Consider the following 26051-nt stretch of genomic DNA (forward strand, 5'->3'; position numbering starts at 1 on the left):
GATGATTTGGCCGCAGGGCTTTACGCCGGTGAACGCCGAACCCGCCGCTTCGGTGTTGCTGATACGTGATGGGGGGCAGGGGCTAGAGGTCTTGATGGTGGAGCGTAGCCGAGCCATGACCTTTGCCAGCGGTATGTTGGTGTTTCCCGGTGGGCGGGTCGATGCCGCCGATAAATCAACGGCCTTGCTGCAAGCAACGGATCATAATGGACGGACAGGCCGACGCTTGCCCCGTGATTGGCCGTTTCGGGTGGCCGCTATCCGCGAAGTTTTTGAAGAAACGGGGCTGATTTGTGCCCGAACGGGGGTGCGCAACCGTTTACCGGCTGAGCAGCAGCGGCAACGGCTGGCCCGCAGCTATCGCCGCCGCCTGCATCAAGGGGCCTTATCCTTTAAAAGCCTGATCCGTATCGCCGGCTTGCGGTTGCCTTTGGCGGATCTGATGCCTTTCGCCCATTGGATTACACCGGAACTCTCACCCAAGCGGTTTGATACGCGTTTTTATCTGGCGCGCGCCCCTTATGATCAGAAAGCCTCGTCAGACGGTATTGAAAATTTGCATCTGGAATGGCGCAGGCCGTGCGATCTGTTGGCGGCGTGGGATGCTGGCGTGCAACCCTTGATGTTTCCCACCCGGCTTAATCTGATGAAGCTGGCGCGGGCGGATACGGTGGCGGATGCCTTGCGCCAAACACGGCAAACGCCGATAATTACTGTGACGCCGGAAATCGTCGGTACGGGAAAGCGCCGATTGGTAATCCCTGAAGAAGCGGGATTTGGTCTTACCATCGCCACACAGCATGATCTTTATCCCATCGAGCGCTCTTTGGTGTCTGACGAGGCGAAATCTGCTCTGGAATTGTGAAAAATACGCCAAGACGGTTGCCGGATTTGTCACTTGAGAGTAGGGATAACACGCATAATCTTTCCTATTTTCCACCATTTTTGGGAGAAACTGTCTTGAGCGCCATTCTTGATATTATTGGCCGCGAAATCCTTGATTCACGCGGCAATCCCACGGTCGAGGTTGATGTTATCCTTGATAATGGCGGGTTTGGGCGGGCTGCCGTTCCATCTGGGGCTTCAACCGGTGCCCATGAAGCGGTGGAACTGCGCGATGGTGGTGACCGCTATGGTGGCAAAGGCGTGTTGAAAGCCGTCGATCAGGTGAATGGCGAATTGTTCGAAGCGTTGTCTGGCCTTGATGCGGAACATCAAGTGGAAATCGATCAGATCATGATCGATCTGGACGGCACGGAAAATAAAGGCCGTTTGGGTGCCAATGCCATTTTGGGGGTCAGCCTGGCCGTTGCCAAGGCCGCAGCCGATGGTTTGGGGCAGCCGCTTTATCGCTATTTGGGTGGTCCATCCGCGCGGATTTTGCCGTTTCCGATGATGAATATCATCAATGGGGGCGAACATGCCGACAATGCCATCGACGTGCAGGAATTCATGATCATGCCGGCAACGGCTGCCACCATGGCTGATGCCGTGCGGATGGGAGCGGAAGTGTTCCATGCCCTGAAGAAAAAGCTGGGCGGCATGGGTTTGTCCACGTCTGTTGGTGATGAGGGCGGCTTTGCTCCGGCGCTCCGCAGCACCACCGAGGCGCTGGATGTGATCATGGATGCCATTGGCGAGGCCGGATATAAAGCGGGCGAAGATGTGCTTCTTGGCCTTGATGCGGCCTCGACGGAATTCTTCAAGGACGGCAAATATGTCCTTGCTGGTGAAGGAAAATCCCTCAATTCTGAAGAGCTTGTGGCCTATTGGCAAACACTTGCACACTCCTATCCCATTGTCTCCATTGAAGATGGCATGGCCGAAGATGACTGGGCCGGTTGGGCCGCGCTTACCGAAGCTTTGGGCAAAAATGTGCAGCTTGTGGGGGATGATGTGTTCGTCACCAATCCAGCGCGTCTTGCGCGGGGTATCGAAGAAGGTGTCGGCAATTCCATTCTGGTGAAAGTGAACCAGATCGGCACGTTGACAGAAACACTGGCGGCTGTGGATATGGCCCACCGGGCTGGCTATACGGCGGTGATGTCGCACCGGTCCGGCGAAACAGAAGATTCCACCATTGCCGATCTGGCGGTGGCCACCAATTGCGGCCAGATCAAAACCGGGTCATTGGCGCGGTCCGATCGGTTGGCTAAATACAATCAACTGATGCGCATTGAAGAAGAGCTGGGGGCGGCGGCCGATTATGCCGGGGGGCATGCTTTGAAGCAGCGCTGATAGGTTTTCGCCAAAGCTTTATCAGGCAGGGCAGCTTACGGGCTGCCTTGCCTGCTTGTTTAACGGCGTTTCACCTTTTCACGGGAAACGCCGCTGCGTTTTTCATAGGTTCGCAAGCCCGCCATGCCCAACATGGCAAGAACCAGTTCCATCAATCTGTCTGAGGCCACTTGGGGCAGGCTATAGGTCAGTTCCAACCCTGCCAATGTCAGCCCCCATTGCAGGACGGGGGCAAGGATAAATTGCCATGCCAAAGCCGCCCCGCAGACCCAGCCGATAAAAGGCCGCCAGCCAGCAACGAATAAAGAGGCGTGTTTGGCTTCTTCTGCATTGACGGCTATCTGTGCCAGATTGAGCTTCGACAATGTCATATGCAGTTCGTGCTTGAGCCTTGCGGCTTGATCTTTATCGGTGACAAGGCTGTCCACCACCCCGAAAACACGGTCCACAAGCCCCGTTAAGGCATCGAAAGCCGGTAAAGCCATCAAGCACTCTCCTGATTATAAGCTCGTGGAGGTTTCTGGATGTTTTTAATTTATCCAAATAGGATAAAATGTCAAGATAAATAGGCTATTTTGGTGAAATTTGATGCCTGTGGTGGGTTTATTTTATGATTTTCTGAATCCTGTCAAAGACTTGGCCGTTCGTTCCCCATTTTTAAAAACAAGGACTAAAAAATTGAATCTCCACAATTTTTTCTTGATCGAACATGGCGCATGTGATTCGATTCATTTATGAGATCCAGCATTTCCATACAGCGCCGCATGCGTCGTGCCGTCGTGCCCGCCTTGTTGATCATGGTGCTCGGCTATTTCCTGTTTCATGCGATTCAGGGGGAGCATGGCTTGTTGGCTTTACGGGAGCTAGAGAAGAAAGCCCGGGTTTTGGAGTTGCGCGCTGAGAGCATAGCTGATAAGCGCCAGGCACTTGAGGCGCGTGTGGCTCTCTTGCGGCCGGACAATCTCGATCCTGATATGCTGGATGAACAAGCGCGGCGATCCCTTGGATTTGTTCATCCCGACGAGGTTGTTGTGCTTGACCCTGATCGCCTGATCACCCCTTATTAGCTTGGTATCCGGTGGTTTTTTTGTTGCGCTGCAATATGGTTTGCGCACGAAGTCGGGCGCTTTTTCCTTTGAAAACAAGCGTCCCCACCGATATTGATGGAAGCGGCTTGGCGACCTGATGGAAAGGTGCCGGGCTGGAAATGGACAATCATTTCCTATGCAACCGAATTTATATCCTGTTCCTCCTGAAGACGGGTCGCTTGATGGCAAAGACTTCTCCCCCCCGATCCAGCAAAACGTCCGGCAGCAACGCAAAGGCATTGCCTGAATATAAGGCCAGCCGCGATGAGATGCTGGACTTTTATAAACAGATGACACTCATTCGCCGTTTCGAGGAAAAGGCCGGCCAGCTTTATGGCATGGGCCTGATCGGTGGATTTTGTCATTTGTATATTGGTCAGGAAGCTGTGGCTGTTGGCTTTCAATCGGCTCTGAAAGAAGGGGATAGCATCATTACCGGCTATCGCGCCCATGGCCATGCCATTGTCAGCGGGGCCTCCCCCAAATCTGTAATGGCGGAATTGACGGGCCGTTCTGGCGGCATTGCCAAGGGGAAGGGCGGGTCGATGCATATGTTCGACCCCAAAGCCGGTTTTTTTGGCGGGCATGGGATCGTTGGCGCGCAGGTGCCTTTGGGCACGGGCCTTGCCTTTGCAGCCAAATATAAGGGCGCCGATAATGTGGTGTTGACCTATTTTGGCGATGGCGCAGCAATCAGGGCCAAGTCTATGAAGCCTTCAATATGGCCAAGCTGTGGAATCTTCCGGTGATTTATATCATCGAGAATAATCAATATGCCATGGGCACGTCTGTGCCCGGTCTTCGGGGCAGCAAGAGCTTTACAAGCGTGGAGAAAGCTTCGGTATTCCCGGCAAGCTGGTGGATGGCATGAATGTGCTTGAAGTGCGGGCGGCTGCCGATGCGGCTGTGAAGCATGTGCGCGAAGGCAATGGGCCGATTCTTCTGGAATTGAAAACCTATCGCTATCGTGGCCATTCCATGTCCGATCCGGCGAAATACCGCACACGCGATGAGGTGCAAACCACCCGTGAAGAACGCGATCCCATCGAGTTTATCAAGAAGCGGTTGCTGGAAGACGGTGTCGAGGACGATATGCTGAAATCCATCGATAAAGAGATCAAGGACGAGGTGTCGGAGGTTGCGGATTATGCCCGCAATGCCCCTGAACCCGATCCATCCGAGCTTTATACCGACATTCTCGTCGAGTCTTGAGGAGCGCGAGACAGCTATGACCATTGAAATCACGATGCCCGCGCTGTCGCCGACCATGGAGTCGGGGACTTTATCCAAATGGTTGAAGTCGGAAGGGGACAGTGTTGCCGCTGGCGACATCATCGCCGAAATCGAAACCGACAAGGCCACCATGGAAGTGGAAGCGGTGGATGAAGGCACCATCGGGAAATTGCTGGTGGCCGAAGGCACCGAAGATGTGCCCGTCGGTGATGTGATCGCCTTGTTGCTGGAAGATGGCGAAGACAAAGCCGCGCTGGATGGGGCTGGTGCACAAGCTGCTGAAAAAGCCTCTGCGACAAAAGCCGATGATAGCGCCTCTGATGATAATGACGAACCGGCGGAGCGCCCAACGCGCCCTGCCGAGCCGATGATCGCCGATGAAGAAGAAATTCCTGCCGGTACGGAAATGGTCAAGCAAACGGTGCGGGAAGCCCTGCGTGATGCCATGGCCGAAGAAATGCGCCATGATGACATGGTGTTCGTCATGGGCGAAGAAGTGGCGGAATACCAAGGTGCCTATAAGGTTACCCAGGGCTTGCTGGAAGAGTTCGGCGATAAACGCGTGATTGATACGCCGATCACCGAATATGGCTTTGCCGGTCTTGGCACCGGGGCGGCGCTTGGTGGCTTGAAGCCGGTGGTCGAGTTCATGACGTTCAATTTCGCCATGCAGGCCATTGATCATATCATCAATTCAGCGGCCAAACAGCGCTATATGGCCGGTGGCAAAGTGGATGTGCCGGTGGTGTTCCGTGGCCCCAATGGGGCGGCGGCGCGGGTGGCGGCACAGCACAGCCAGAATTTTGCGTCCTGGTATGCCTCTGTCCCCGGTCTGAAGGTGGTGGCTCCTTATTCTGCTGCGGATGCCAAAGGCTTGTTGAAAGCGGCGATCCGCGACCCCAATCCGGTGGTGTTTTTGGAAAATGAAATCATTTACGGCCAAAGCTTCGATGTGCCGAAACTGGATGATTTCGTGCTCCCCATCGGCAAGGCGAAAGTGGTGCGCCAAGGCTCGGATGTGACCATTGTTGCCTATTCCATTGCTGTTCGCGAGGCCTTGGCTGCGGCTGAAACTTTGGCGGAAGAAGGCATCGAGGCGGAAGTGGTGGATCTGCGCAGCTTGCGGCCCTTGGATTTGCCGACGGTGGTTCAATCGGTGCGCAAAACCAATCGCTGTGTGGTCGCGGAAGAAGGCTGGCCCGTTTGCTCTATTGCGAGCGAGATTTCGGCGCGATTGATGGAAGATGCGTTCGATTATCTGGATGCGCCGGTATTGCGGGTGAGCGATGAAGATACGCCCACGCCTTATGCCGCCAATCTGGAAAAGCTGTGGCTGCTTTCGCCGGATCGCATTGTGAAGGCTGTGAAAAAAGTGTGCTACCGCGATTGAACTTGGCGGGGCCGAATTTTAAGGAAGCCCGTTCCTGCATGTGGGGCGGGTTTCCTTTTCTGCTCTACTTGTACCACCTTTGATGTGCCACTTTTTTTCTAACTGTTTGATAAAATGGAAAAAGGTAACATTTTTTCGGATTTTATCCATAGTAGAGGAAGAGGCCGGAACAGGGCGGATGATACCGGGCTAGAGGTCAGCCCGCTGGATCAAAAAGCCTATCCTGCCGTGCCGACAGGATAATCAATCTCGGCATTGAGATTTTTCGCGCCCCTGTGCAAAAAGGGGCATGCTCTAGGTTCGAACAGGTGCGCATCATCAGCGTGTCGCCCCGCACAGAAGAGGGAACAGTTTCATGCCCATTAAAATTCTTATGCCGGCGCTGTCGCCAACCATGGAAACGGGAACGCTGGCCAAATGGCTGGTGAAAGAAGGGGATGAGGTTTCATCGGGTGACATTATCGCCGAGATTGAAACCGACAAAGCCACCATGGAAGTGGAATCGGTGGATGAAGGGCGTGTGGGCAAGATCGTTGTTGCGGAAGGCACGGAAGATGTGCCGGTGAATGATGTGATCGCCTTGTTGCTGGAAGACGGTGAAGACGAAAGCGCCCTTGAAGGGGCCGGTGGTGATGCATCTGGCGGGTCTACACAAAAGGCATCGGAAAGCGAAGCTCCTGCAAAGCAGCCGGAAGCCTCGCAAGATAAGGATAGCAAGGCAGCTGATGCAAAAGCGCCTGCGGTGCCCGTATCCGATGATGGTGGCCGTATATTTGCTTCACCTTTGGCGCGCCGTATGGCCCAGCAACTGGGCCTGGATCTTGCGGCGATCAAAGGCAGCGGTCCGAAAGGGCGGATCGTGAAAGCCGATATCGAAGCGGCCAAAGATGGCAAAGCGGCCCCTGCACCTGCTGATAAGGCGGCCTCGCAGGGCAAGGCAGCCCCAACGGCTCCGGCACCGGCCGGGGTTGAGGTGCCGGGCTTTGAACCGCCAGCGGATGTGCCTTATGATGAAGTGAAATTGTCCGGAATGCGTAAGGTTATCGCCAAGCGCATGACCCAATCCAAATCCCATGTGCCGCATTTCTATCTCACCATAGATGTGGAACTTGAAAAGCTGATGGCGCAAAGAAAGGCGCTGAATGCCCGCCTTGAAGGCGAGGGCGTCAAGATATCGGTCAATGATTTCATCATTCGCGCCTCTGCTTTGGCACTGAAAAAAGTGCCACAGGCCAATGCCATGTTCGCAGGCGACAAGGCTTATCTGTTCAAACGGCAGGACATTTCTGTGGCGGTGGCCGTTGATGGCGGGCTTGTTACCCCTGTGGTGCGCGATGCCGGATCAAAAGGGCTGGCCCAGATCAGCAGTGAAATGAAGGACCTAGCTACAAAGGCGCGTGACGGCAAGCTGATGCCCGAAGATTATCAGGGCGGTACCTTTTCGATCTCCAATCTGGGAATGTTCGGCATCCGCGAATTCGGGGCGGTGATCAATCCGCCGCAAGGGGCCATTCTGGCCGTTGGTGCGGGGGAAAAGCGCGCTGTGGTCGATGGCGATGCGGTGGCCATCAAACTGGTGATGACGGTGACATTGGCGGTGGATCATCGGGTGCTGGACGGGGCTATCGGTGCGGAATTCCTCAAGGCCTTCAAGGGCTATATCGAAGACCCCATGACCATGCTTTTGTGATGATTGCCGGAACACGATAAAGGGACAAACAGATGAGCGAGACAAAATTCGACCTGATCGTGATCGGCGCGGGGCCGGGTGGCTATGTGGCCGCTATTCGTGCGGCGCAATTGGGCCTGAAAACCGCGATCATCGAGCGTGAGCATCTGGGCGGCATTTGCCTCAATTGGGGCTGTATCCCCACCAAGGCGCTTTTGCGCACCTCCGAGATTAAACATTATCTGGATAATGCAACCGATTTTGGCTTGTCTGTCAAAGAGGTAGGGTTTGATCTTAAGAAAGTGGTTACACGGTCGCGCAAGGTGGCTGGGCAGCTGAATGCCGGTGTGAAGGGGCTGCTCAGGAAAAATAAAGTGACCACCATCATGGGAGAAGCCAAGCTCAAGGGCAAAGGCAAGATCACCGTGAAGGCGGACGGAAAAACCACCGAATTGCAAGCCAAGGACATCATTCTTGCCACCGGTGCGCGAGCGCGAGAACTGCCGCATTTGAAGGCCGATGGCAAGCTGGTCTGGACCTATAAACATGCCATGACGCCGGAGGTTATGCCTAAATCCCTGCTGGTTGTAGGGTCCGGGGCCATCGGGGTGGAGTTCGCCAGCTTCTACCGCGATATGGGGGCGGAGGTGACCATCATCGAGATGATGGACCGCGTTTTACCGGTGGAAGATGAAGACGTATCGGCTTTTGCCAAGAAGCAGTTTGAAAAGCAGGGCATGAAGATCGTCCTTGGCGCCAGTGTGGAAAAGATCGACACCAAGTCCGATAGCGTGACCGCCCATATCAAAGGCAAAGACGGTAAAACCACGCAACTGACCGTGGACCGGATGATTTTGGCCATCGGCATCACCGGCAATGTGGAAAATCTTGGCCTTGAAGAGGCCGGGGTGAAGGTGGACCGTGGCCATGTGGTGGCCGATGAATGGGGCCGCACCGGTGTTGATGGCATCTGGGCCATCGGGGATATTTCCGGCCCGCCTTGGCTTGCCCATAAAGCCAGCCATGAAGGGGTCATTGCCGTTGAAAAAATCGCCGGCGTCAAAGGCCTTCACCCTATGAAGAAAGACCTGATCCCCGGTTGTACCTATGCGCGGCCACAAGTGGCCTCGGTCGGGCTTACAGAAAAGCAGGCAAAAGAGGCGGGCCATAAGGTGAAAGTGGGTAAATTCCCCTTCATCGGCAATGGCAAGGCCATCGCACTGGGCGAGCCCGAAGGCTTTATCAAAACCGTATTCGATGAAAAAACCGGCGAGCTTCTGGGAGCTCATATGATCGGGGCGGAGGTGACCGAACTGATCCAGGGCTATGCGGTGGCAAAATCGCTGGAGACGACGGAAGCCGAGTTGATGCACACCATCTTCCCGCATCCGACCCTTTCGGAAATGATGCATGAAAGTGTGCTCGACGCCTATGACCGCGCCATTCATTACTAAAAGGCGTGGCCATACCAGACTGCATGGCTGATCTTTGCACCTTGCCCCTTTGTTTTTAGGGGCAGGGGGCTTATGTTGGCCCCATAGCCAGTTCCTTGGACCGGGATTTTTTTATGAGTGATGTAACGCCCATCCGCGACAATAAAAGCTACAAACGCAAGCCCGATTGGCTGCGCGTGAAAGCGCCCATGTCGAAGGAATTCGGCGAGACCAAAAAGCTCATGAAACGCTTGGGGCTGAACACCGTATGCGAAGAGGCGGCGTGCCCCAATATCGGTGAGTGCTGGCAGAAAAAACATGCGACGGTGATGATTCTGGGAGATATTTGCACGCGGGCCTGCGCCTTTTGCAATATCAAAACCGGCATGCCGGGCAAGGTGGACCCATTGGAGCCGGTGCATGTGGCGGAAGCCTGCGGTGAAATGGGGCTGGAGCATATCGTTATCACCTCGGTGGACCGGGATGATCTGGATGATGGCGGCGCAACCCAATTCGTGCGGGTGATCGAGGAATTGCGGAAACGCGCCCCCAAAACCACCATTGAGATCCTCACCCCTGATTTCCGCCATAAAATCGGCGCGATCGAACGGGTGGCCGAAGCCCGCCCCGATGTGTTCAACCACAATCTGGAAACGGTGCCGCGCCTTTATCCCACCATTCGCCCTGGCGCACGCTATTTCAATTCCTTGCGGCTTTTGGAAACGGTAAAGCGGGTAGACCCGTCGATCTTCACCAAATCGGGGATCATGGTGGGTTTGGGAGAAGAGCGGCTGGAAGTGTCGCAGGTCATGGATGATATGCGCTCGGCGGATATCGACTTCCTGACCATTGGCCAGTATTTGCAACCCACGCCGCGCCATGCGGCGGTGGACCGCTTTGTTACCCCTGATGAATTTGCCAATTATGAAACGCTGGCACGCTCCAAAGGCTTTTTGATGGTATCCGCATCGCCGCTGACCCGATCCAGTTATCATGCCGGTGAGGATTTTGAGCGCATGCGTAAAGCGCGGGAAGAAAAACTGGCCAAGACGGCAAGGCAAGACTAACCGGATTTCAGCCAGCCTTATGCCTCATCATGAAGAACGCAAATATCTGCCCTATAGCCCGGAACAGATGTTCAATCTGGTTGCCAATGTGGAGGTATATCCGGAGTTTTTGCCTTGGCTTGTGAGCGCACGGGTATATGACCGGCGGGAAAACAGTTTTCAGGCTGATCTGATTGTGGGGTTCAAGGTGTTCAAGGAACGCTTTACCTCCCGCGTGACTTTAGATAATCCGCGCCATGTGCGGGTGGATTATATCAAAGGCCCCTTGCGCTATCTGCACAATGACTGGACCTTCCATGATGTGGAAGATGGTGCTGTGCCATTGATTTTTGTGTGGACTTTGAATTTAAAAGCCATTTGTTCGAGCGCTTGGCCGGTGCCGTTTTTACAGAAGCCGTGAGCCGCATGGTTCGGGCTTTCGAGCAACGGGCCGACAAAATCTATGGTCAAGGCTCCAAAAGCTGATCACTGCCCCGATGGCCGGGAAATGGCCTGTTCCAAAAGCAATTTCAGCGTAAAAGGCTCGGTTCTATAACGGGTTTTCCAATCCGTATTCAATCGTTCCAGAATTTGGCTTTGTGCGGCCCCCAGTGCATAGAAGGCCAGAACTTTGTCCCGCGCCAGATCGGCTGACCGCAGGCGGCTTTCCATTTGCGCCTGTTGGCGTTTGGCGGTTCTCAGGAAATTTGATTTTTGGCCGTCCAAACCGAAAGTCTGCGCATTTTCAGCCGTTTTCATAAGCATATGGATCTGAAACGCATCCGCTGTGCCTTCTTGCCATGCGGTAAAGGCCGCCCATCGTGTCGAACGCGGTCCGGCAATGGCCTCAAAATCGTTCAAGGCCTGAATATGGGCCTCCACTCCCTTGCGAAGGGCGTCGTTGTCTGCTGCTTTCAATGCAGAAAGTGCGGTGCGCCCAACTTTATCAAAGGCTTCATTCAAAGACTTGTCTGCGAAAGGGAAATCATAATCGGTCATCCATGCGCCGGCGCTATCGCCCGGTTCGGCAAGGCCAAGACTTTCTGCCTCAACACGGTAATCGGGCCGGGACATCTGATATTGGTGGAAATGTTCGTGCAACCAGATGCCGATCCATAGGGCAAAAGGCTCGGCGCTATAGGGGGAGCCGATAATCACGGTCGGCGTTCGGCCAAAGGTGGTGAAGGCGCGGATGCGATAGGGATTATGCGGCGTTTTTGCCAAATGAATCGGGCAATCCAGCAGGTCATCGCTCTGTCGCTCAAACCCTTCGGGGGCATCATCCAAACAGATGATCGCCTGTTCGTCGGGAGCAATCAGCAAGGTGGTGCGTGATGCCTGGGCCATTTGCGGCCAGTCTTGTTCGCCAAATTCCGTGGCGATTTTCATGGCCAGACCGAGATTGAGACGATCGCCCGCCGAAACGGTCTGCGCGTCCACCTTGAACGGCAGGCTGGAAAGCATCAAGGCGAGGGTGAGGGCGGCGCGGCGCGTATATGAACTCATAAGATACAAGATAGGGGGAATTTCCCCCACATGCAGCACACAAGCCGGTGAGACTCGCTATTCCGAAGGCCGCCCCGGGTTTTGGGCGCCATCAAGGGTGGAGATTAGTGCGTAGGTGTTAAAAGGCGGATTGCTTGCCGAACGGTTTCAAGACGAATATCGTGGCGGCCTAAATCGCCGAAGCGATGTTCTTGTGCAATTGTTTGGCCTCCTCTGTGCGCCAATCCAAACCACACAAGGCCCACAGGCTTGTCCGGCGTGCCACCGCCGGGGCCTGCAATGCCGGTGACAGATACAGCCATATCGGCACGGGAATGGCCGAGCGCCCCTTCCGCCATAGCGCGGGCCACCGGCTCTGATACCGCCCCATGGGTTTTAAGCAAAGGCGGTGCAACATCCAGCAATTCCATCTTGGCTTCATTGGAATAGGTAATAAAACCCCGGTCGAAAATATCCGATGATCCGGCGATTTCGGTGATCATGCCGCCGATCAGTCCACCAGTGCAGGATTCCGCTGTTGCAACAAGGATTTTACGGGCGCGGCAGGCCGCGACGAGCGCCCGCGCTTCCTCCATCAAACATGGGGGGAATGTGCTCATTCGGAGAAGTTTTCCTCCTCGCCCTTTGGTTCCCAAAGCTCGATCTTGCGACCATCAGGGTCGATAATCCAGGCAAAGCGCCCATAGACCTCATCGACTACATCGCCCACAGATTCGATCCCTTGAGATTTCAGATGCTTTAAAAGCCCATCCAGATCGGCGACCCGAAGATTGATCATGAAATCGGATTTTGATGGCGCAAAATAATCCGTTTCACCGGAAAACGGGCTCCAGATTGTTTGGCCAACTGTATCGGGCGCATCCATATGCCGCCATTTGAACCCGACACCGCCATAGCTGGGATCAATGGGCATTCCCAATGTTTTTGCATACCATTCACGGGTTTTATCCGCGTCTGCGCATTTGAAGAACACACCGCCAAGCCCGGTGATATAGGATGAAGCGTCAGCCATGTTTTTTCCTTTCTTATGGCGGGTCAGCTTATCTGAACGTCATGCACCCAGATAGAAACCAATAACAGATTGGCCCCAATAAAGGCCCCAGAGCAAGAAGGCGGCGGGTATGGCGGCCAAAAGATCGTCTGCCATGGTGCCCACCCCGCCGGGAAGTTGTTGATCCACCGTGCGGATGGGCCAGGGCTTCAGGATGTCAAATAACCGGAAACAGGCAAAACCAAGGGCATAAAACCGCCAATCGAAGGAAATATCAGCAAAAAACAGCATGGGGAGGTATGTGAGCCATTGCCCGGCCACTTCATCGATGACCACCTCTTTGGGATCATGCCGCCCGCTTAGTCGTTCATAGCCTTCTGCCGCCCAAATACCGATGGTGCTTACCAGCAATGTACCGGCAACAAGCCACCAGATGCCCAGATAGTTTACAATGGGAAAGGCCAGTATGGCAGCGGCCAAAGATCCCCATGTGCCGGGGCCGGGCTTTAAAAAGCCGATGCCGAACAAGGTGGCGATGGCGCGGGCGAGAAGGGGCATGGGGATATTCCTATTCCAAAGACGGGAGCAACAAAGTGGCGGTTGCCTGCGCAGCGATACCCTCGCGGCGGCCGGTAAACCCCAATTCTTCTGTGGTTGTGGCTTTTACTGAAACACGCGCCTCCGCTATTTCAAGAATTTCTGCAATGCGTGTGCGCATGGTGCTCTTGTGCGGCCCAATTTTAGGGCGCTCGCAGATCAATGTCACGTCACAATGCGTGATGCGTCCACCGGCTTTTGTCACCAAATCACCGGCATGGCTGAGAAATTTATCCGAGGCCGCCCCTTTCCATTGCGGATCGTCGGGCGGGAAGTGGGTGCCGATATCCCCATCGGCCAATGCGCCCAAAATGGCATCGGTAAGCGCGTGCAGCCCCACATCCGCATCGGAATGGCCTTTTAATTTGGCGCTATGGGGCACCTTCACGCCGCACAGCCACAGATGATCCCCCGGTTCAAAGCGGTGCACATCAAAGCCATTGCCGGTCCGCGGCTCAAGGGCCACAGAATGGGATGTCTGAAAATCTTGCGGGTTGGTCAATTTGATATTCTCCTCATCCCCTTGGGCAAGACGCACCTTAAGGCCGACAAATTCCGCAACGGCGGCATCATCGGTCAAATCCAGATTTTTGTCCGCCACCTGTCGATGCGCGTTCAGGATCGGCAAAAATGGAAAGCCTTGCGGTGTTTGTGCACGCCAAAGCAGGTCACGCGGCACCGTGGTTTCAACATGATCCCCATTGGCCCGCTTGATGGTGTCGGTTACGGCAAGGGCCGGGATCGCTCCGGTTTGGGCATCCACCGCGTCAATCACCCGGTCAATAACGGCTTGTGAGATAAAACACCGGGCCGCATCATGGATCAGCACAATGTCTGGCGCGCTATCGGCCAGAGATTCAAGCCCCGCACGCACCGATGCCTGCCGGGTTGCGCCGCCATGGGTTGGTAGAGCAATGTCAAAATCGCGGGCGGCCTCGTCATAAAAGGCCCGGTCGTCTGGATGAATGACAACACGCACGGTATCAATGCGTTTATGGCAGGCAAAAGCGCGGATGGTTTTGCTCAAGACATAATCGGCCCCCAGCTTGCGATATTGCTTGGGGATGCCGCCACCGGCCCGGTATCCGCGTCCGGCGGCAACGATTAAAACGGCAATGCGTGGTGGATTTGTTGCATTCACCTGTGACTGTGACATATAGAGTGCTCAAACTTTAGGCATGTTCGGAAATGAAAGTGGACCGCGCATCATGACGCGACTTGCGCCTTCTATAACCATCGGACCGGTCGAGATAAAGGACCCGGTTATCCTTGCTCCCATGTCGGGGGTGACGGATCAACCCTTTCGGCGTCTCGTCAAGCGGTTTGGCACATCGCTTCTGGTGACGGAAATGATCGCTTCGGAGGCGATGATCCGTGCCACCCGCGACTCAATGAAAAAGGCGCAGGCCACATTGGATGAACGTCCGGTGTCGGTGCAGCTTGCGGGCTGCAAGGCGGAAAGCATGGCGGAAGCGGCCCGGCTAAACGAAGAACTGGGGGCCGATATCATCGATATCAATATGGGCTGCCCGGTGAAAAAGGTGGTGAATGGCTATGCCGGATCAGCCTTGATGCGGGATCTGGACCATGCCGCAAGCCTGATCAAGGCAACGGTGGATGCAGTGTCGGTGCCGGTGACGTTGAAAATGCGCACAGGTTGGGATGATAACAGCCGCAACGCTCCGGAACTTGCCCGCATTGCCGAAGATCTGGGGATCAAGATGATTACGGTTCATGGCCGCACCCGGTGCCAGATGTATCGGGGCCATGCCGACTGGGCCTTTGTGAAAAATGTGAAACAGGTAGTGTCGGTGCCGGTGATCGTCAATGGCGATATCAACACCGTGGAAGATGCCGATAAAGCGCTGGAGCTTTCCGGGGCCGATGGTGTGATGGTGGGCCGCGCCACCTATGGGCGACCCTGGTTTATCAATCAGGTGCGGCATTATCTGAAAACCGGGCAACGCATTGCCGATCCCGACCTTGAAGAGCAAGCGGAGCTGGTTTTGGAGCATTACCGCGATATGATCGCCCATTATGGAGAAACTGTGGGCGTGCGGCTGGCGCGTAAGCATCTGGGATGGTACACGAAAGGTCTTCCTGAATCTGCTGAATTTCGCAATCGGGTCAATCAGATATCTGATTATTCTGAAGTTCTGGATGCGGTTGCGGCTTTCTATAGACTTGCTGAAATCTGCCGCGGCCTAAAATGGCCAGAACCGATGGCGGGCCGGGGAAGGGGAAGCCGGACGGGACATCCTCTAGCCTGACCGAAAAATCCCAAAAAGATATCCTCAATGCTTTGCCGCTGGCCATGCTTATGGTGGATGAAGCAGACGGAATCGGCTTTGCCAATGCGGCCGCCGAAAGCCTGTTCGGCTTGGGCGAAGACAGCTTATGCCGGATGACCATCGCCGACTTGTTCGGTGGGGCGGACAATGCCATTGCGCCCTTGCTGTCCCGCATCCGCGCCGGATCGGGTGTGGTGGTAGCGCGGGAGCTATCCCTTACCGGCCATTTGGCGGGTATGTTGGCCGATGTTCAGGCCGCGCATATTGCCGATAGGTCCGGTGCTGTATTGCTGGTTTTTGAAGAACGGCGCTTGCCCGGTGTGTTGCAGCGGCGTTCCAATCTGGAAGGGGCGGCGCGTACGGTTTTTGGTCTTTCCGGTATGTTGGCGCATGAAATCAAAAACCCTTTGTCCGGTATTCGGGGGGCTGCACAGCTTTTAGAAAAACAAAGCTCTGGGTCGGGTAAGGATATGGCGATCTTGATCCGTGAAGAGGTGGACCGTATCCACCGGCTGGTGGATCAGTTGGAAAATTTTACCGATGTGCGCCCCTTTACCCGCCGTCCGGTGAATATCCATACGATTTTAAGCCATGTGCGCGATGTGGCATGCAGCGGCTTTGCCAAGCATATACGCATCGTTGAGCACTATGATCCCAGCCTGCCGCCGGTTTTCGGGGAACGGGACCGGCTGGTGCAGATTTTTCTCAATCTGGTGAAAAATGCCGCCGAAGCGGTGCCGGAAAAGGGTGGTGAAATTCATCTGGTCACGGCCTATCGTCATGGTTTGCGTATGCCGATGGCGGAAGGCGGCATTGTTGATTTGCCGGTAGAAGTCACGGTTGCCGATAACGGGCCGGGCATCAATACCGATCTGAAAGAGCATATTTTTGAGCCATTTGTCACAGATCGGGACGGTGGCTCCGGGCTGGGGCTGGCGATGGTAGCCAAGCTGGTGGCCGAACTTGGCGGCATTGTGGAGCTGGATGCAGGCATGGAAAAGCAGGTTGCCGGGGGTGGCGGCGCACGCTTTACCTTGTTATTTGCTGCCGCGACCGGGGCGGAGGGGGAAGATAATGCATGAGCCGATCAGGGTTTTGGTGGCCGATGATGATCGGGCGATCCGGCTGGTTGTGAAGCAATCATTAGAGGCATGCGGTTGTACAGTCACGCTGGCCGAAAATAGTACACAGCTTTGGGAGCATGTTTTAGCCGCCGGATTTGATGTTCTGGTAAGCGATGTGCTGATGCCTGATGGCAATGGCCTTGATCTTCTTCCCAAAATTCGTGACCTGCATCCCCATATGCCGGTGATTGTGATGAGTGCACAAAACACCTTGATGACGGCTGTCACGGCCACACAGCGTGGCGCTTTCGATTATCTGGCCAAACCCTTTGATCTGGATGAACTGGAGCGCACGGTTTTAAGCGCGGCCAGGGAAGCCCGGCAAAATGCGGTGCAAACCCCCAAGGATGAGGCGCAAGCGGATATACCGTTGATTGGCCGGTCGGCGGTGATGCAGGATTTATATCGGGCTATGGCGCGGTTGATGCCCACCGATCTGACGGTTACCATCACGGGGGAATCCGGCACCGGCAAGGAACTGGTGGCCCGCGCCCTTCATGATATGGGGCACAGGCATAAAGGGCCGTTTGTGGCGGTCAATATGGCGGCCATCCCGAAAGATTTGATCGAAAGCGATCTGTTCGGCCATGAACGCGGTGCATTCACAGGCGCCAATAGCCGCGCTGTCGGGCGGTTCGAGCAGGCCAATTCCGGCACATTGTTTCTTGATGAAATCGGTGACATGCCGATAGAGGCACAAACCCGCCTGTTGCGGGTTTTGCAAGAAGGCGAATTTACCATGGTGGGCGGAAGCACGCCCATTCGTGCCGATGTGCGTATCATCGCCGCCACCAATAAAGATCTGAAAGCCTTGGTCGCGGCGCATCGTTTCCGCGAAGACCTTTATTATCGTTTGAATGTTGTGCCCTTGACGATCCCGCCGCTGCGCGCGCGCTTGAGCGATATTCCCGATCTGTTGGCGCATTTCAACAATCGGGCCGTGGCCCAAGGCTTGCCGGGCAAACGCTTTGACGGGAAAGCCTTGTCTCGTCTTTGTGCATATTCCTGGCCGGGGAATGTGCGGGAACTGGAAAATCTGGTACAAAGGCTGTGTGTTCTTGCACCGGAAGAAACCATCGGCGAGTCCACCATTGCGCAGATTCTGGATGCCGAACCGGAATCGGAAAACGGGACGGGTACTTGGCGTGAAAGCGGATTGAAAGATGCGGTGGAGCATCACTTGACCCGATATTTCAAGGCCCATGGCACGCATCTTCCGCCGTCGGGCTTGCACGCGCGGGTGGTGCGCGAAGTGGAACGGCCCTTGATCGAACTGGCGTTGAAGGCCACCAAAGGAAATCAGCTTAAATCCGCTGAATTGCTGGGATTGAACCGCAATACCTTACGCAAGAAAATCCGCGAATTGGGTATTCATGTGGCCCGCAATGGGTTTTAGGCCGGAAACTTATCAGCGGTTATCCCTTTGCTTTGGTTCGACCATGATAAAGTTGTTGCATTCTTGCACCTGTTGCTGTGTGGTCACATGACGATGGCATGGATAAAGAATGACAAACATTTCTGACCAAATATCCGGAGCACAGGCTGGTCCAGAGCAAAAACCTGCGGGTGAGCTTGGAGCCGATCCCGCTTCTGTGCGCCATGCCACAAGGCGGATGACGCGACTGCGCTTATGGGCGCGGCGTGTGGGATTGGGCCTGAAGCTGGAAATTGCGCTGGCGGTGGTGGCCGTGGGGTCTGGCATTGCCACATATATCGCACTTAGCCGGAAAGGCGCTGCGACGGATGTGGCCGATGGCCTTGTGGCCACGCTTTTGCTGATCAATCTGATGCTGCTGGTGTCTCTTGCCTTTCTTGTGGCGCGCCGGGTGGTAAGGGTGTGGTTTGCCCGCAAGGAAGGATCGGCGGGATCGCGGTTGCATTTGCGTCTGGTGGCGCTGTTCGCGGCCATTGCTGCGGTGCCGCCCGTTATCATGGCGGTATTGTCGGTGCTGTTTTTGCAATATGGCGTGCAGAATTGGTTTTCCGATTCCGTGCGCGGGGCGCTCAACAACAGCCTTGAAGTTGCCGATGCCTATATCGAAGAGCACCGGCAGAACATCAAGCTGGACCTGATCGCCATGGCCAATGATTTGAATCAGGCGGCCCCACAGGCGGAACGTGACCGGACTTTGCTGCAAACCATGGTTCAGGAACAGGCGCTGTTCCGGTCTTTGCAAGAAGTGATCGTGTTCACCGGCAATGGGCGTATTCTGGCGAAATATTCGTTCAATCTGGATTTATCGGCCAATCGCGTTCCGGAAACGGTCATGCAACGGGTTAGCGGTGGCGAACAGGTGGTGATTGCCGATCCCGGTGACGATCAGGTGCGGGCCCTCACGCGTCTCGATGGCTTTTATGATGCTTTCTTATATGTAGGGCGTCGGGTTGATCCCCGAGTGACGGCCCATGTGGAGGCAGCGCGTCGGGCGGTGGAAACCTACCGGACGCTTGAGGGGCAGCGCTCTTCGGTGCAGTTTCGATCCAATGCGATCTTTATCGTCGTGACCTTGTTGATCTTGCTGGCTGCGGTATGGATCGGCCTGTGGTTTGCCAATCGGCTTGTGGCCCCTATCAGCCGGTTGGTTGAAGCGGCCAACCGTATTCGACAAGGGGATTTGACCGCCCGTGCAGAAGGGCCGGGCGGACCGGACGAGATCGGTGTTTTATCGCGTACCTTCAACCGTATGACCCGCAAATTGGAAGCGCAAAGGCGGGAACTGGTCAGCACCAACCGTGAACTGGATGACCGGCGCAGCTTTTTGGAAACAGTGCTGGAAGGGGTTTCTGCAGGGGTTTTCGGGGTGACGGTGCAAGGGGTGATCCATTTGCCCAACCGTTCGGCTTGCGACCTTTTGGGGCTGAAGCCTGATGATGTTGTGGGCACGCCGCTGCATGTGATCGCGCCGCAAATGGGGCCGCTGCTGGATGAAGCTGCGAAATCCATGCAAGGCACGGCGCAGGCGCAAATCACTGTGATGCGCAAGGAACAGGCGCGGACTTTGTTGGTGCGGGTTGCCGCCGAGGCCGATGGCAAGACGATCAGCGGTTTTGTGGTCACCTTTGATGATGTGACGGATCAACTGCGTGACCAGCGCACCGCCGCTTGGGCGGATGTGGCGCGACGCATCGCCCATGAAATCAAGAATCCACTGACCCCCATTCAGCTTTCTGCGGAGCGGTTGCGCCGGAAATATGAACGAGAAGTGGTGACAGATCCCGGCGTGTTCACCCAATGCACCGATACCATCATTCGGCAAGTGGGCGATTTGCGCCGTATGGTGGATGAATTCAGCTCGTTCGCACGGATGCCAGCTCCCAGTTTCCGCGAGGAAAATCTACGCGACATTGTGCGCCAGACGGTGTTCTTGCAAGAAATGGGCAATGACGACATTCGCTATCATCTGAGCGTGCCCGATGAAGCGGTGGAGTTGGTGTGCGATGGGCGGTTGTTGGCTCAGGCCCTGACCAATCTGTTGAAGAATGCCCATGAATCCATCTCCGGGCGCATTTCGGAAGGCGATAGGCAACCCGGCGAGATTGCCATTTCTTTGACGCAGGACGAAGACACTGTGACGCTGGCCGTTTGTGATAATGGGCGCGGCTTGCCCGAAGACCGGGATCGCTTGGTTGAACCCTATGTGACCACACGGGCAAAAGGCACAGGACTGGGCCTCGCCATTGTGAACAAGATCGCCGAAGAACATGGAGGAACGTTGATTTTGGCCAATGCCCCCAAAGGCGGGGCCATCGTGTCTTTGTGCTTTTCCACGGCACGACTTCGTAAAAAGCTGAGCGAATCAAAGAAACAAGATGCATATGCGGCGCAGTAATTTGCCGCATAAAGTAACAAGGAGTACGCGCTGATGGCGCTTGATATCCTGATTGTTGATGATGAAGCCGATATCCGCGATCTGGTTGCTGGTATTTTAAGCGATGAAGGCTATCAAACCCGTGTCGCTCATGATTGCGACAGTGCTTTGGCGCAATTGGAAGCGCGGCGACCATCTTTGGTGATTCTTGATATTTGGCTGCAAGGAAGCCGCTTGGATGGGCTTGAGGTGCTGGAGCTTATCAAGCGCCGCCATCCTGATTTGCCGGTGGTTATCATTTCGGGCCACGGCAATGTGGAAACGGCTGTTTCCGCCATCAAGCGCGGTGCCTATGATTTTATCGAAAAACCGTTCAAGTCCGATCAGTTGCTGTTCATTGTTTCGCGGGCAACGGAAGCGGAAGAATTGCGCCGGGAAAATGAAGATCTGAAGCGCCGCGTGGGGCTGGTGTTTGAACTGACCGGCGATTCCGCCGCCATTCACACGGTGCGTCAATCCATTGAACGGGTGGCTCCCACCAATTCGCGGGTGTTGTTTTCCGGCCCTCCCGGTTCGGGAAAGGAAGTGGCGGCGCGGTTGTTACATGCCCGGTCCAAGCGGTTTCGCGCGCCTTTTGTCATTGTGTCGGCGGCCTCGATGGAGCCGCAGCGCATGGAACAGGAATTGTTCGGGGTGGAGCGCGATGGCGGTCTGGTGAAAACGGGTTTGTTTGAACGCGCCCATGGCGGCACTTTGTTTATTGATGAAGTCTCGGATATGCCCACCACCACACAGGCAAAAATTCTGCGGGTGTTGACCGAACAAACTTTTGAACGGGTGGGCTCTAATACCCGTGTGCAAGTGGATGTCCGCGTTGTTTCGGCGTCTAGCCGGGATTTGCGCCGGGAAATTGAATTGGGCCGGTTTCGGGAAGATCTGTTTCACCGCTTGTCCGTGGTGCCGATCCGTGTGCCGTCTTTAAGTGAGCGGCGTGAAGACATTCCGCTTCTGGCTGAGCATTTCGTGAAGGCTGTCGCTGCGGCGAACGGGCGTCTTGCGCTTGATTTTGCCGAGCCTGCGCTGGCAGCACTTCAGGCTTATGATTGGCCGGGCAATGTGCGCCAGCTTCGCAATGTGATCGAACGGATGCTGATCATGGCTCCTGATGGGAAGGATGTGATTGATCTGGGCATGCTGCCTGCGGATATCACCAGCGATGCCGACGATCTTTTGCATGGCGGTGGAGAGGTGCCCTTGATGACCCTTCCTTTGCGTGAAGCGCGGGAAGTGTTTGAAAAGGAATATCTGCGCGTGCAGATCACCCGCTTTTCCGGAAATATATCGAAAACTGCCAATTTTATCGGTATGGAGCGCAGTGCTTTGCACCGGAAGCTCAAGAATTTGGGGCTGACAACACAAGAACGGCGTTTGGGTGAGGACGAAAGCGTTTGAGGCGTTTTGATCCATTCTCTTCCGATGACCAAAAAGCCCAAGGCGAGGAAATGGAATGAAAGTCATTGTTTGTGGGGCGGGACAGGTGGGGCTGAATATCGCCCGTTATCTGGCTGGCCAGAAAAATGATGTCACGATTATTGATCGCTCGGCAAAGCTGATCCGCAAGGTCGGCGAAATGTTGGACGTTCAGGCCCTTGAAGGACATGCTTCGGATCCGAACCTGCTGGAGCAGGCAGGGTTGGGCGATGCCGATATGATTATCGCGGTGACGATTTCCGACGAAGTGAATATGGTGGCCTGCCAGATCGCCCATTCCCTGTTCAATGTGCCAACCAAAATAGCGCGCATCCGCAATCAAAGCTATTTGGACCCGCAATGGAGCGATCTGTTTACCCGGGACAATCTGCCCATTGATGTGGTGATCTCGCCCGAAGTGGAAGTGGCGGATGCCATTTACCGACGGCTGGAGGTTCCCGGTGCCTTCGATACCTTGCCGTTTTCCGATGATAAGGTGCGGGTTTTGGGGCTGCGGCTGGATGAACACTGCCCCGTGGTGGAGACCCCATTGCGCCAATTGACCGAATTGTTCCCGGATTTGCGGGTTCGGGTTCTGGCAATCATGCGGGGCGGCAAATTGTTCGTGCCGTTGGCGGACGACCATATGGAAGTGGGCGACGGTGTTTATATCGCGGTGGAAACCAAACATGTGGCACGGGCCATGGGGGTGTTCGGCCATGAAGAAGAGGCCGCCCGGCGCATTGTGGTGATCGGCGGCGGAGCGGTGGGGCTGAATTTGGCCCGCCGATTGGAAAATCGAACGCCGCGCCTGAATGTAAAGATTATTGAATATGATGAGGAGCGTGCAGCTTTCGTTGCCGACAAGATGAGCCGCACTGTGGTTATTCACGGTGATGCTTTAGACCCGGAAATTCTGCGTGAAGCCAATGTGTCGGAAGCGGAAACGGTGGTGGCCGTAACCAATGAAGATGAAGTGAATATTCTGGCCACTTTGTTGGCCAAGCAAAATGGCTGCGCCCGCGCTGTAACGCTTATCAACAATACGGTCTATGGGCCTTTAATTGATTCCATGGGCATCGATGTGCATGTGGACCCGCGAGAAATGACAGTTTCCACCATTTTACGCCATATCCGCCGGGGGCGTATCCGGGATCTGCACTCTATTGGCGATGGTGCTGCAGAAGTGATCGAAGCGGAAATTCTGGAAGCCTCATCGGTGGCAGGGAAAAGTCTGCGGCAGGTGAAATTTCCGCGCGGCGTGGTGGTCGGGGCCATTGCCCGTGGCTCGAAAGTGATTGTTCCCCGCGGTGAAACGGTGTTCGAGCCGGGTGATCGCGTTGTGGTTTTGGCGCTTACAGAGTCCGTCAAAACCGTAGAGCAGCTTTTCTCTGTGCATCTTGAGTTTTTCTAAAGGCCAAAACCAAGGCTAAGGGGGATAAGCATTTGGGATAGCCATGGAAACAAATTTCCCTTAACGAATTGCCGCTTTGCAGCAAACGTGTCAAACTGGCTGTGGGCTGGCGGCTTGGATAAAACCGAGAGTGCAGCAGGAATATATTTCAGCTTGGCGATTTATCGGGCTTGTTTGATAAATAGGGCTGAGATTCTGCAAGATGGGATGCTTCGAGAATTTTCTCGAATGACCTCTTTTCTTGTGCCCACGGAAACGTCAGGCTTGTCGGCACGGTCAACAAAAAAAGAACGGCGAAAAATGTCAGAAAAAACTCAGAATCTTCAAGATGTCTTTCTTAACAACATCAGAAAATCCAAAACATCCGTCACCGTCTTTTTGGTGAATGGGGTCAAACTGCAAGGAGTCGTTACCTGGTTTGACAATTTTTGTGTTCTGCTTCGCCGGGATGGGCATTCTCAGTTGGTTTATAAACATGCCATTTCGACTATCATGCCCTCAGGTCCAATCAGTTTATTCGAGCCTGAAAAGGATGTCGAAGACGATTGACCGCTGAACAAAGTTTGCCTCAGTGATCGATAATTCTAGCGAATATCAACCGCTCACTGCCATGTCCGGTGGCGGTGGGCGTACGCGTGCCTTGGTGATTCATCCCTGCCGCAAATCCCGGCATGGTAAATCCATGGCCGATGATCGGGTGCGTTCGCCGCAAGCCCGGCTTGAAGAAGCTGTGGGCCTGACGGCAGCCATTGATATCGATGTTGTGGAACAGGCCGTGGTGCCATTGTCTTCGCTGCGCCCCGCCACCTTGCTAGGCACGGGCAAGCTGGAAGAACTGCGGATCCTGATCGAAAGCCGGGAGATCGATCTGGCGGTGGTGGATGCCGATTTGACGCCGGTACAACAACGCAATCTGGAAAAGGCATGGAAAACCAAAGTCATCGACCGGACCGGTCTGATTTTGGAAATTTTCGGTGAACGGGCCGCCACCAAGGAAGGCGAACTTCAGGTCGAACTGGCCCATCTGAATTACCAGAAATCACGCTTGGTCCGAAGCTGGACCCATCTGGAGCGGCAACGCGGGGGATTTGGCTTTATCGGCGGCCCCGGCGAAACCCAGATCGAGGCGGACCGGCGCATGATTTCCGAGCGCATCACCGCCATTCGCCGCCAATTGGAAACGGTCACCCGCACCCGGCAGCTCCATCGTAGCAGGCGGCAAAAAGCGCCTTATCCTGTTGTGGCGCTGGTGGGCTATACCAATGCAGGAAAATCCACCCTGTTCAATCGCCTGACGCAATCCAAGGTGCTGGCGGCGGATATGTTGTTTGCCACCCTTGATCCCACCATGCGGGCCATTGATCTGGTGACAGGCCGCAAAGTGATCCTTTCCGACACGGTGGGCTTTATTTCCGAGCTTCCCACGCATTTGATTGCCGCCTTCCGCGCCACCTTGGAAGAAGTTACCTCTGCGGATTTGATCGTACATGTGCGTGATGCGGCCCATCCGGATACCGAAGCCCAAAAGGCGGATGTTCTGTCGGTTTTGTCCGATCTTGGCGTAAAACCGGGAGAAGAGGGCGCACCGCCAATGATTGAAGCCATGAACAAAATCGATCTTTTGTCCGAAGACGAGCGCGAGGCGATGTTCAATCGTGCGGACAGGGATATTGATATGGTGGCGATTTCGGCCATCAGCGGCGATGGAATCCCGGCTCTGATGGAGCGGATCGACGCTATTGTCGGGGTGCAAGACAGTATTCACCATATTGTTCTGGAGCCATGGGAAGGGGCCAGCGTTTCTTGGCTGCACCGCAATGCGGATGTGTTGGATCAACGCGTGGACGATGCGGGGGCAACACATTTACAAGTGCGGATGGACCCCATTGCCTATGCAAAATTTTTGAAAATAAAACCGGACGACTGAGCAGCCATCCGGTCTTTTCGCTTTTCCAAAAGCCGTGCCCCTGTTTTTTAGAACGGGAACAAGATGTCGTAGAGCTGCTGGCCATAACGTGGTTGTTGTACGTCGGTCAGTTGCCCGCGTCCGCCATAGGAAATGCGGGCCTCGGCAATCTGTGAATGATTGATGGTATTGCCAGAGGAAATATCTTCCGGACGCACGATGCCGGCGATCAGCAATTCCCGCACTTCAAAATTCACCCGTACTTCCTGCCGGCCCTGAATGACGAGATTGCCATTTGGCAAGACATCCACAACGATGGCGGCAATGGTCAGGCTAATGTCTTCCGAGCGGTCCACCTCGCCGGACCCTGTGCTGGTGCTGGTGGAACCAAAATCCGCAAGGGCGGCCGGGTTCACCGTGTTGGGTAGCACTTTGTCCAACTTGCCTTCAAAGCCCAGAAAGCCATCAAGCCCGGCGGTTTCGCCATTATTGCGAGAGCGGATGGTTTCATTTTCGATTTCCGCCCGATCGTTGATCTCTATTGCAACGGTCAGGATGTCGCCGATCTGGCCGGCTCGTTGATCGCGGAAAAAGGCTTTGGCTCCGGTGCGCCACAGAGAGTTGGCTTGCCCCACATGGGTGTTTTGGGCCGGTTGCGGCAAAGAGATCGAACGCTGTTTTGCCGGGGCCTGGACATTTTCAATGGGGGCAAGATCCGGAGCCTTGCCGATATTGGCAAGGCGATCGCCCACCGTGCAGGCGCTCAGGGCGGTGCTCAACGCCACAAGACCGCCAATAGTGCGTAAAATGGAAAGGGGGCTGTTCATGATGTGTCTCCCTTGACGT

General features: G+C 55.1%; 22 protein-coding genes and 2 pseudogenes. 17 read left to right on the plus strand and 7 right to left on the minus strand.

Annotation, left to right across the window (positions count from 1 at the left end; genetic code table 11):
- The first annotated feature begins 1 nt into the window (after position 1).
- Both JCM17844_RS01525 and eno read left to right on the plus strand, forming a co-directional pair.
- Positions 2-865 carry an NUDIX hydrolase gene (locus JCM17844_RS01525; protein ID WP_149999334.1) on the plus strand — a complete coding sequence of 288 codons (864 nt, stop codon included), beginning with the start codon at positions 2-4 and terminating at the stop codon, positions 863-865.
- Between the two features lie 95 nt (positions 866-960).
- Positions 961-2238, plus strand: a complete 1278-nt coding sequence (eno, locus tag JCM17844_RS01530) for a phosphopyruvate hydratase (RefSeq protein ID WP_149999335.1) — start codon at positions 961-963, stop codon at positions 2236-2238.
- A 59-nt stretch (positions 2239-2297) separates the two neighbouring features.
- Here eno and JCM17844_RS01535 read toward each other — a convergent pair whose 3' ends face one another.
- Positions 2298-2723 carry a 3TM-type holin gene (locus JCM17844_RS01535; RefSeq protein ID WP_149999336.1) on the minus strand — a complete coding sequence of 142 codons (426 nt, stop codon included), beginning with the start codon at positions 2721-2723 and terminating at the stop codon, positions 2298-2300.
- A gap of 279 nt (positions 2724-3002) precedes the next feature.
- Between JCM17844_RS01535 and JCM17844_RS01540 the strand changes: the two genes are divergently transcribed.
- From JCM17844_RS01540 to JCM17844_RS01570, 7 genes and pseudogenes are all read left to right on the plus strand, one after another.
- The gene (locus JCM17844_RS01540; protein ID WP_149999572.1) at positions 3003-3305 is read left to right on the plus strand and encodes an FtsB family cell division protein; all 303 of its coding nucleotides are present in this window, start codon (positions 3003-3005) and stop codon (positions 3303-3305) included.
- A 203-nt stretch (positions 3306-3508) separates the two neighbouring features.
- Positions 3509-4538, plus strand: a pseudogene (pdhA, locus tag JCM17844_RS01545) (pyruvate dehydrogenase (acetyl-transferring) E1 component subunit alpha).
- A gap of 16 nt (positions 4539-4554) precedes the next feature.
- Positions 4555-5949, plus strand: a complete 1395-nt coding sequence (locus JCM17844_RS01550) for a pyruvate dehydrogenase complex E1 component subunit beta (RefSeq protein WP_149999337.1) — start codon at positions 4555-4557, stop codon at positions 5947-5949.
- Between the two features lie 355 nt (positions 5950-6304).
- Complete coding sequence (locus JCM17844_RS01555) at positions 6305-7639, plus strand: pyruvate dehydrogenase complex dihydrolipoamide acetyltransferase (RefSeq protein WP_149999338.1); 1335 nt, start codon at positions 6305-6307, stop codon at positions 7637-7639.
- A 32-nt stretch (positions 7640-7671) separates the two neighbouring features.
- Positions 7672-9072: a dihydrolipoyl dehydrogenase gene (lpdA, locus tag JCM17844_RS01560; protein ID WP_149999339.1), complete on the plus strand. Its 1401-nt coding sequence runs from the start codon at positions 7672-7674 to the stop codon at positions 9070-9072.
- 113 nt (positions 9073-9185) lie between these two features.
- On the plus strand, positions 9186-10118 hold the full coding sequence (gene lipA / locus JCM17844_RS01565) for a lipoyl synthase (protein ID WP_149999340.1): 933 nt from the start codon (positions 9186-9188) through the stop codon (positions 10116-10118).
- Positions 10119-10137: 19 nt separating this feature from the next.
- Positions 10138-10583, plus strand: a pseudogene (locus JCM17844_RS01570) (type II toxin-antitoxin system RatA family toxin).
- Here JCM17844_RS01570 and JCM17844_RS01575 read toward each other — a convergent pair.
- The 5 genes from JCM17844_RS01575 to JCM17844_RS01595 all read right to left on the minus strand — a co-directional run bounded on the left by JCM17844_RS01575 (position 10584) and on the right by JCM17844_RS01595 (position 14347).
- A complete protein-coding gene (locus JCM17844_RS01575) occupies positions 10584-11603 on the minus strand; it encodes a hypothetical protein (protein WP_149999341.1) in 1020 nt (339 codons plus the stop codon).
- 104 nt (positions 11604-11707) lie between these two features.
- Positions 11708-12202 carry a CinA family protein gene (locus JCM17844_RS01580; protein WP_149999342.1) on the minus strand — a complete coding sequence of 165 codons (495 nt, stop codon included), beginning with the start codon at positions 12200-12202 and terminating at the stop codon, positions 11708-11710.
- On the minus strand, positions 12199-12615 hold the full coding sequence (locus JCM17844_RS01585; protein ID WP_149999343.1) for a VOC family protein: 417 nt from the start codon (positions 12613-12615) through the stop codon (positions 12199-12201). Before JCM17844_RS01585 ends, JCM17844_RS01580 begins: the two co-directional genes overlap by 4 nt.
- A gap of 39 nt (positions 12616-12654) precedes the next feature.
- A complete protein-coding gene (locus tag JCM17844_RS01590; RefSeq protein WP_149999344.1) occupies positions 12655-13152 on the minus strand; it encodes a phosphatidylglycerophosphatase A family protein in 498 nt (165 codons plus the stop codon).
- Positions 13153-13162: 10 nt separating this feature from the next.
- On the minus strand, positions 13163-14347 hold the full coding sequence (locus JCM17844_RS01595; protein ID WP_149999345.1) for a bifunctional 2-C-methyl-D-erythritol 4-phosphate cytidylyltransferase/2-C-methyl-D-erythritol 2,4-cyclodiphosphate synthase: 1185 nt from the start codon (positions 14345-14347) through the stop codon (positions 13163-13165).
- Positions 14348-14399: 52 nt separating this feature from the next.
- Between JCM17844_RS01595 and dusB the strand changes: the two genes are divergently transcribed.
- From dusB to hflX, 8 genes are all read left to right on the plus strand, one after another.
- Complete coding sequence (gene dusB / locus JCM17844_RS01600) at positions 14400-15461, plus strand: tRNA dihydrouridine synthase DusB (RefSeq protein ID WP_149999346.1); 1062 nt, start codon at positions 14400-14402, stop codon at positions 15459-15461.
- Complete coding sequence (locus tag JCM17844_RS01605) at positions 15401-16564, plus strand: two-component system sensor histidine kinase NtrB (RefSeq protein ID WP_149999347.1); 1164 nt, start codon at positions 15401-15403, stop codon at positions 16562-16564. Before dusB ends, JCM17844_RS01605 begins: the two co-directional genes overlap by 61 nt.
- Positions 16557-18002 carry a nitrogen regulation protein NR(I) gene (gene ntrC, locus JCM17844_RS01610; RefSeq protein WP_149999348.1) on the plus strand — a complete coding sequence of 482 codons (1446 nt, stop codon included), beginning with the start codon at positions 16557-16559 and terminating at the stop codon, positions 18000-18002. Before JCM17844_RS01605 ends, ntrC begins: the two co-directional genes overlap by 8 nt.
- Before the next feature lie 109 nt (positions 18003-18111).
- Positions 18112-20436: a sensor histidine kinase NtrY-like gene (locus JCM17844_RS01615; RefSeq protein ID WP_149999349.1), complete on the plus strand. Its 2325-nt coding sequence runs from the start codon at positions 18112-18114 to the stop codon at positions 20434-20436.
- Between the two features lie 33 nt (positions 20437-20469).
- The gene (gene ntrX, locus JCM17844_RS01620; protein WP_149999350.1) at positions 20470-21867 is read left to right on the plus strand and encodes a nitrogen assimilation response regulator NtrX; all 1398 of its coding nucleotides are present in this window, start codon (positions 20470-20472) and stop codon (positions 21865-21867) included.
- Positions 21868-21922: 55 nt separating this feature from the next.
- Positions 21923-23299, plus strand: a complete 1377-nt coding sequence (gene trkA, locus JCM17844_RS01625; RefSeq protein ID WP_149999351.1) for a Trk system potassium transporter TrkA — start codon at positions 21923-21925, stop codon at positions 23297-23299.
- 300 nt (positions 23300-23599) lie between these two features.
- On the plus strand, positions 23600-23848 hold the full coding sequence (gene hfq / locus JCM17844_RS01630; protein ID WP_149999573.1) for an RNA chaperone Hfq: 249 nt from the start codon (positions 23600-23602) through the stop codon (positions 23846-23848).
- Between the two features lie 61 nt (positions 23849-23909).
- Entirely contained in the window at positions 23910-25226 is a 1317-nt protein-coding gene (hflX, locus tag JCM17844_RS01635; RefSeq protein WP_149999574.1) for a GTPase HflX, read from the plus strand.
- 47 nt (positions 25227-25273) lie between these two features.
- Here the strand turns inward: hflX and flgH are convergent, their stop codons facing one another.
- On the minus strand, positions 25274-26032 hold the full coding sequence (gene flgH, locus JCM17844_RS01645) for a flagellar basal body L-ring protein FlgH (RefSeq protein WP_149999352.1): 759 nt from the start codon (positions 26030-26032) through the stop codon (positions 25274-25276).
- Positions 26033-26051: the final 19 nt, after the last annotated feature.

Source organism: Iodidimonas gelatinilytica (assembly GCF_008579125.1).
GTDB lineage: Bacteria > Pseudomonadota > Alphaproteobacteria > Sphingomonadales > Rhodothalassiaceae > Iodidimonas > Iodidimonas muriae.

Coding starts and splice junctions, on each gene's coding strand:
- JCM17844_RS01525 (WP_149999334.1), top strand. CDS start 2: ATGATTTGGCCGCAGGGCTTTACGCCGGTGAACGCCGAACCCGCCGCT.
- JCM17844_RS01535 (WP_149999336.1), bottom strand. CDS start 2,723: ATGGCTTTACCGGCTTTCGATGCCTTAACGGGGCTTGTGGACCGTGTT.
- JCM17844_RS01540 (WP_149999572.1), top strand. CDS start 3,003: ATGCGTCGTGCCGTCGTGCCCGCCTTGTTGATCATGGTGCTCGGCTAT.
- JCM17844_RS01550 (WP_149999337.1), top strand. CDS start 4,555: ATGACCATTGAAATCACGATGCCCGCGCTGTCGCCGACCATGGAGTCG.
- JCM17844_RS01555 (WP_149999338.1), top strand. CDS start 6,305: ATGCCCATTAAAATTCTTATGCCGGCGCTGTCGCCAACCATGGAAACG.
- lpdA (WP_149999339.1), top strand. CDS start 7,672: ATGAGCGAGACAAAATTCGACCTGATCGTGATCGGCGCGGGGCCGGGT.
- lipA (WP_149999340.1), top strand. CDS start 9,186: ATGAGTGATGTAACGCCCATCCGCGACAATAAAAGCTACAAACGCAAG.
- JCM17844_RS01575 (WP_149999341.1), bottom strand. CDS start 11,603: ATGAGTTCATATACGCGCCGCGCCGCCCTCACCCTCGCCTTGATGCTT.
- JCM17844_RS01580 (WP_149999342.1), bottom strand. CDS start 12,202: ATGAGCACATTCCCCCCATGTTTGATGGAGGAAGCGCGGGCGCTCGTC.
- JCM17844_RS01585 (WP_149999343.1), bottom strand. CDS start 12,615: ATGGCTGACGCTTCATCCTATATCACCGGGCTTGGCGGTGTGTTCTTC.
- JCM17844_RS01590 (WP_149999344.1), bottom strand. CDS start 13,152: ATGCCCCTTCTCGCCCGCGCCATCGCCACCTTGTTCGGCATCGGCTTT.
- JCM17844_RS01595 (WP_149999345.1), bottom strand. CDS start 14,347: ATGTCACAGTCACAGGTGAATGCAACAAATCCACCACGCATTGCCGTT.
- dusB (WP_149999346.1), top strand. CDS start 14,400: ATGACGCGACTTGCGCCTTCTATAACCATCGGACCGGTCGAGATAAAG.
- JCM17844_RS01605 (WP_149999347.1), top strand. CDS start 15,401: ATGGCCAGAACCGATGGCGGGCCGGGGAAGGGGAAGCCGGACGGGACA.
- ntrC (WP_149999348.1), top strand. CDS start 16,557: ATGCATGAGCCGATCAGGGTTTTGGTGGCCGATGATGATCGGGCGATC.
- JCM17844_RS01615 (WP_149999349.1), top strand. CDS start 18,112: ATGACAAACATTTCTGACCAAATATCCGGAGCACAGGCTGGTCCAGAG.
- ntrX (WP_149999350.1), top strand. CDS start 20,470: ATGGCGCTTGATATCCTGATTGTTGATGATGAAGCCGATATCCGCGAT.
- trkA (WP_149999351.1), top strand. CDS start 21,923: ATGAAAGTCATTGTTTGTGGGGCGGGACAGGTGGGGCTGAATATCGCC.
- hfq (WP_149999573.1), top strand. CDS start 23,600: ATGTCAGAAAAAACTCAGAATCTTCAAGATGTCTTTCTTAACAACATC.
- hflX (WP_149999574.1), top strand. CDS start 23,910: ATGTCCGGTGGCGGTGGGCGTACGCGTGCCTTGGTGATTCATCCCTGC.
- flgH (WP_149999352.1), bottom strand. CDS start 26,032: ATGAACAGCCCCCTTTCCATTTTACGCACTATTGGCGGTCTTGTGGCG.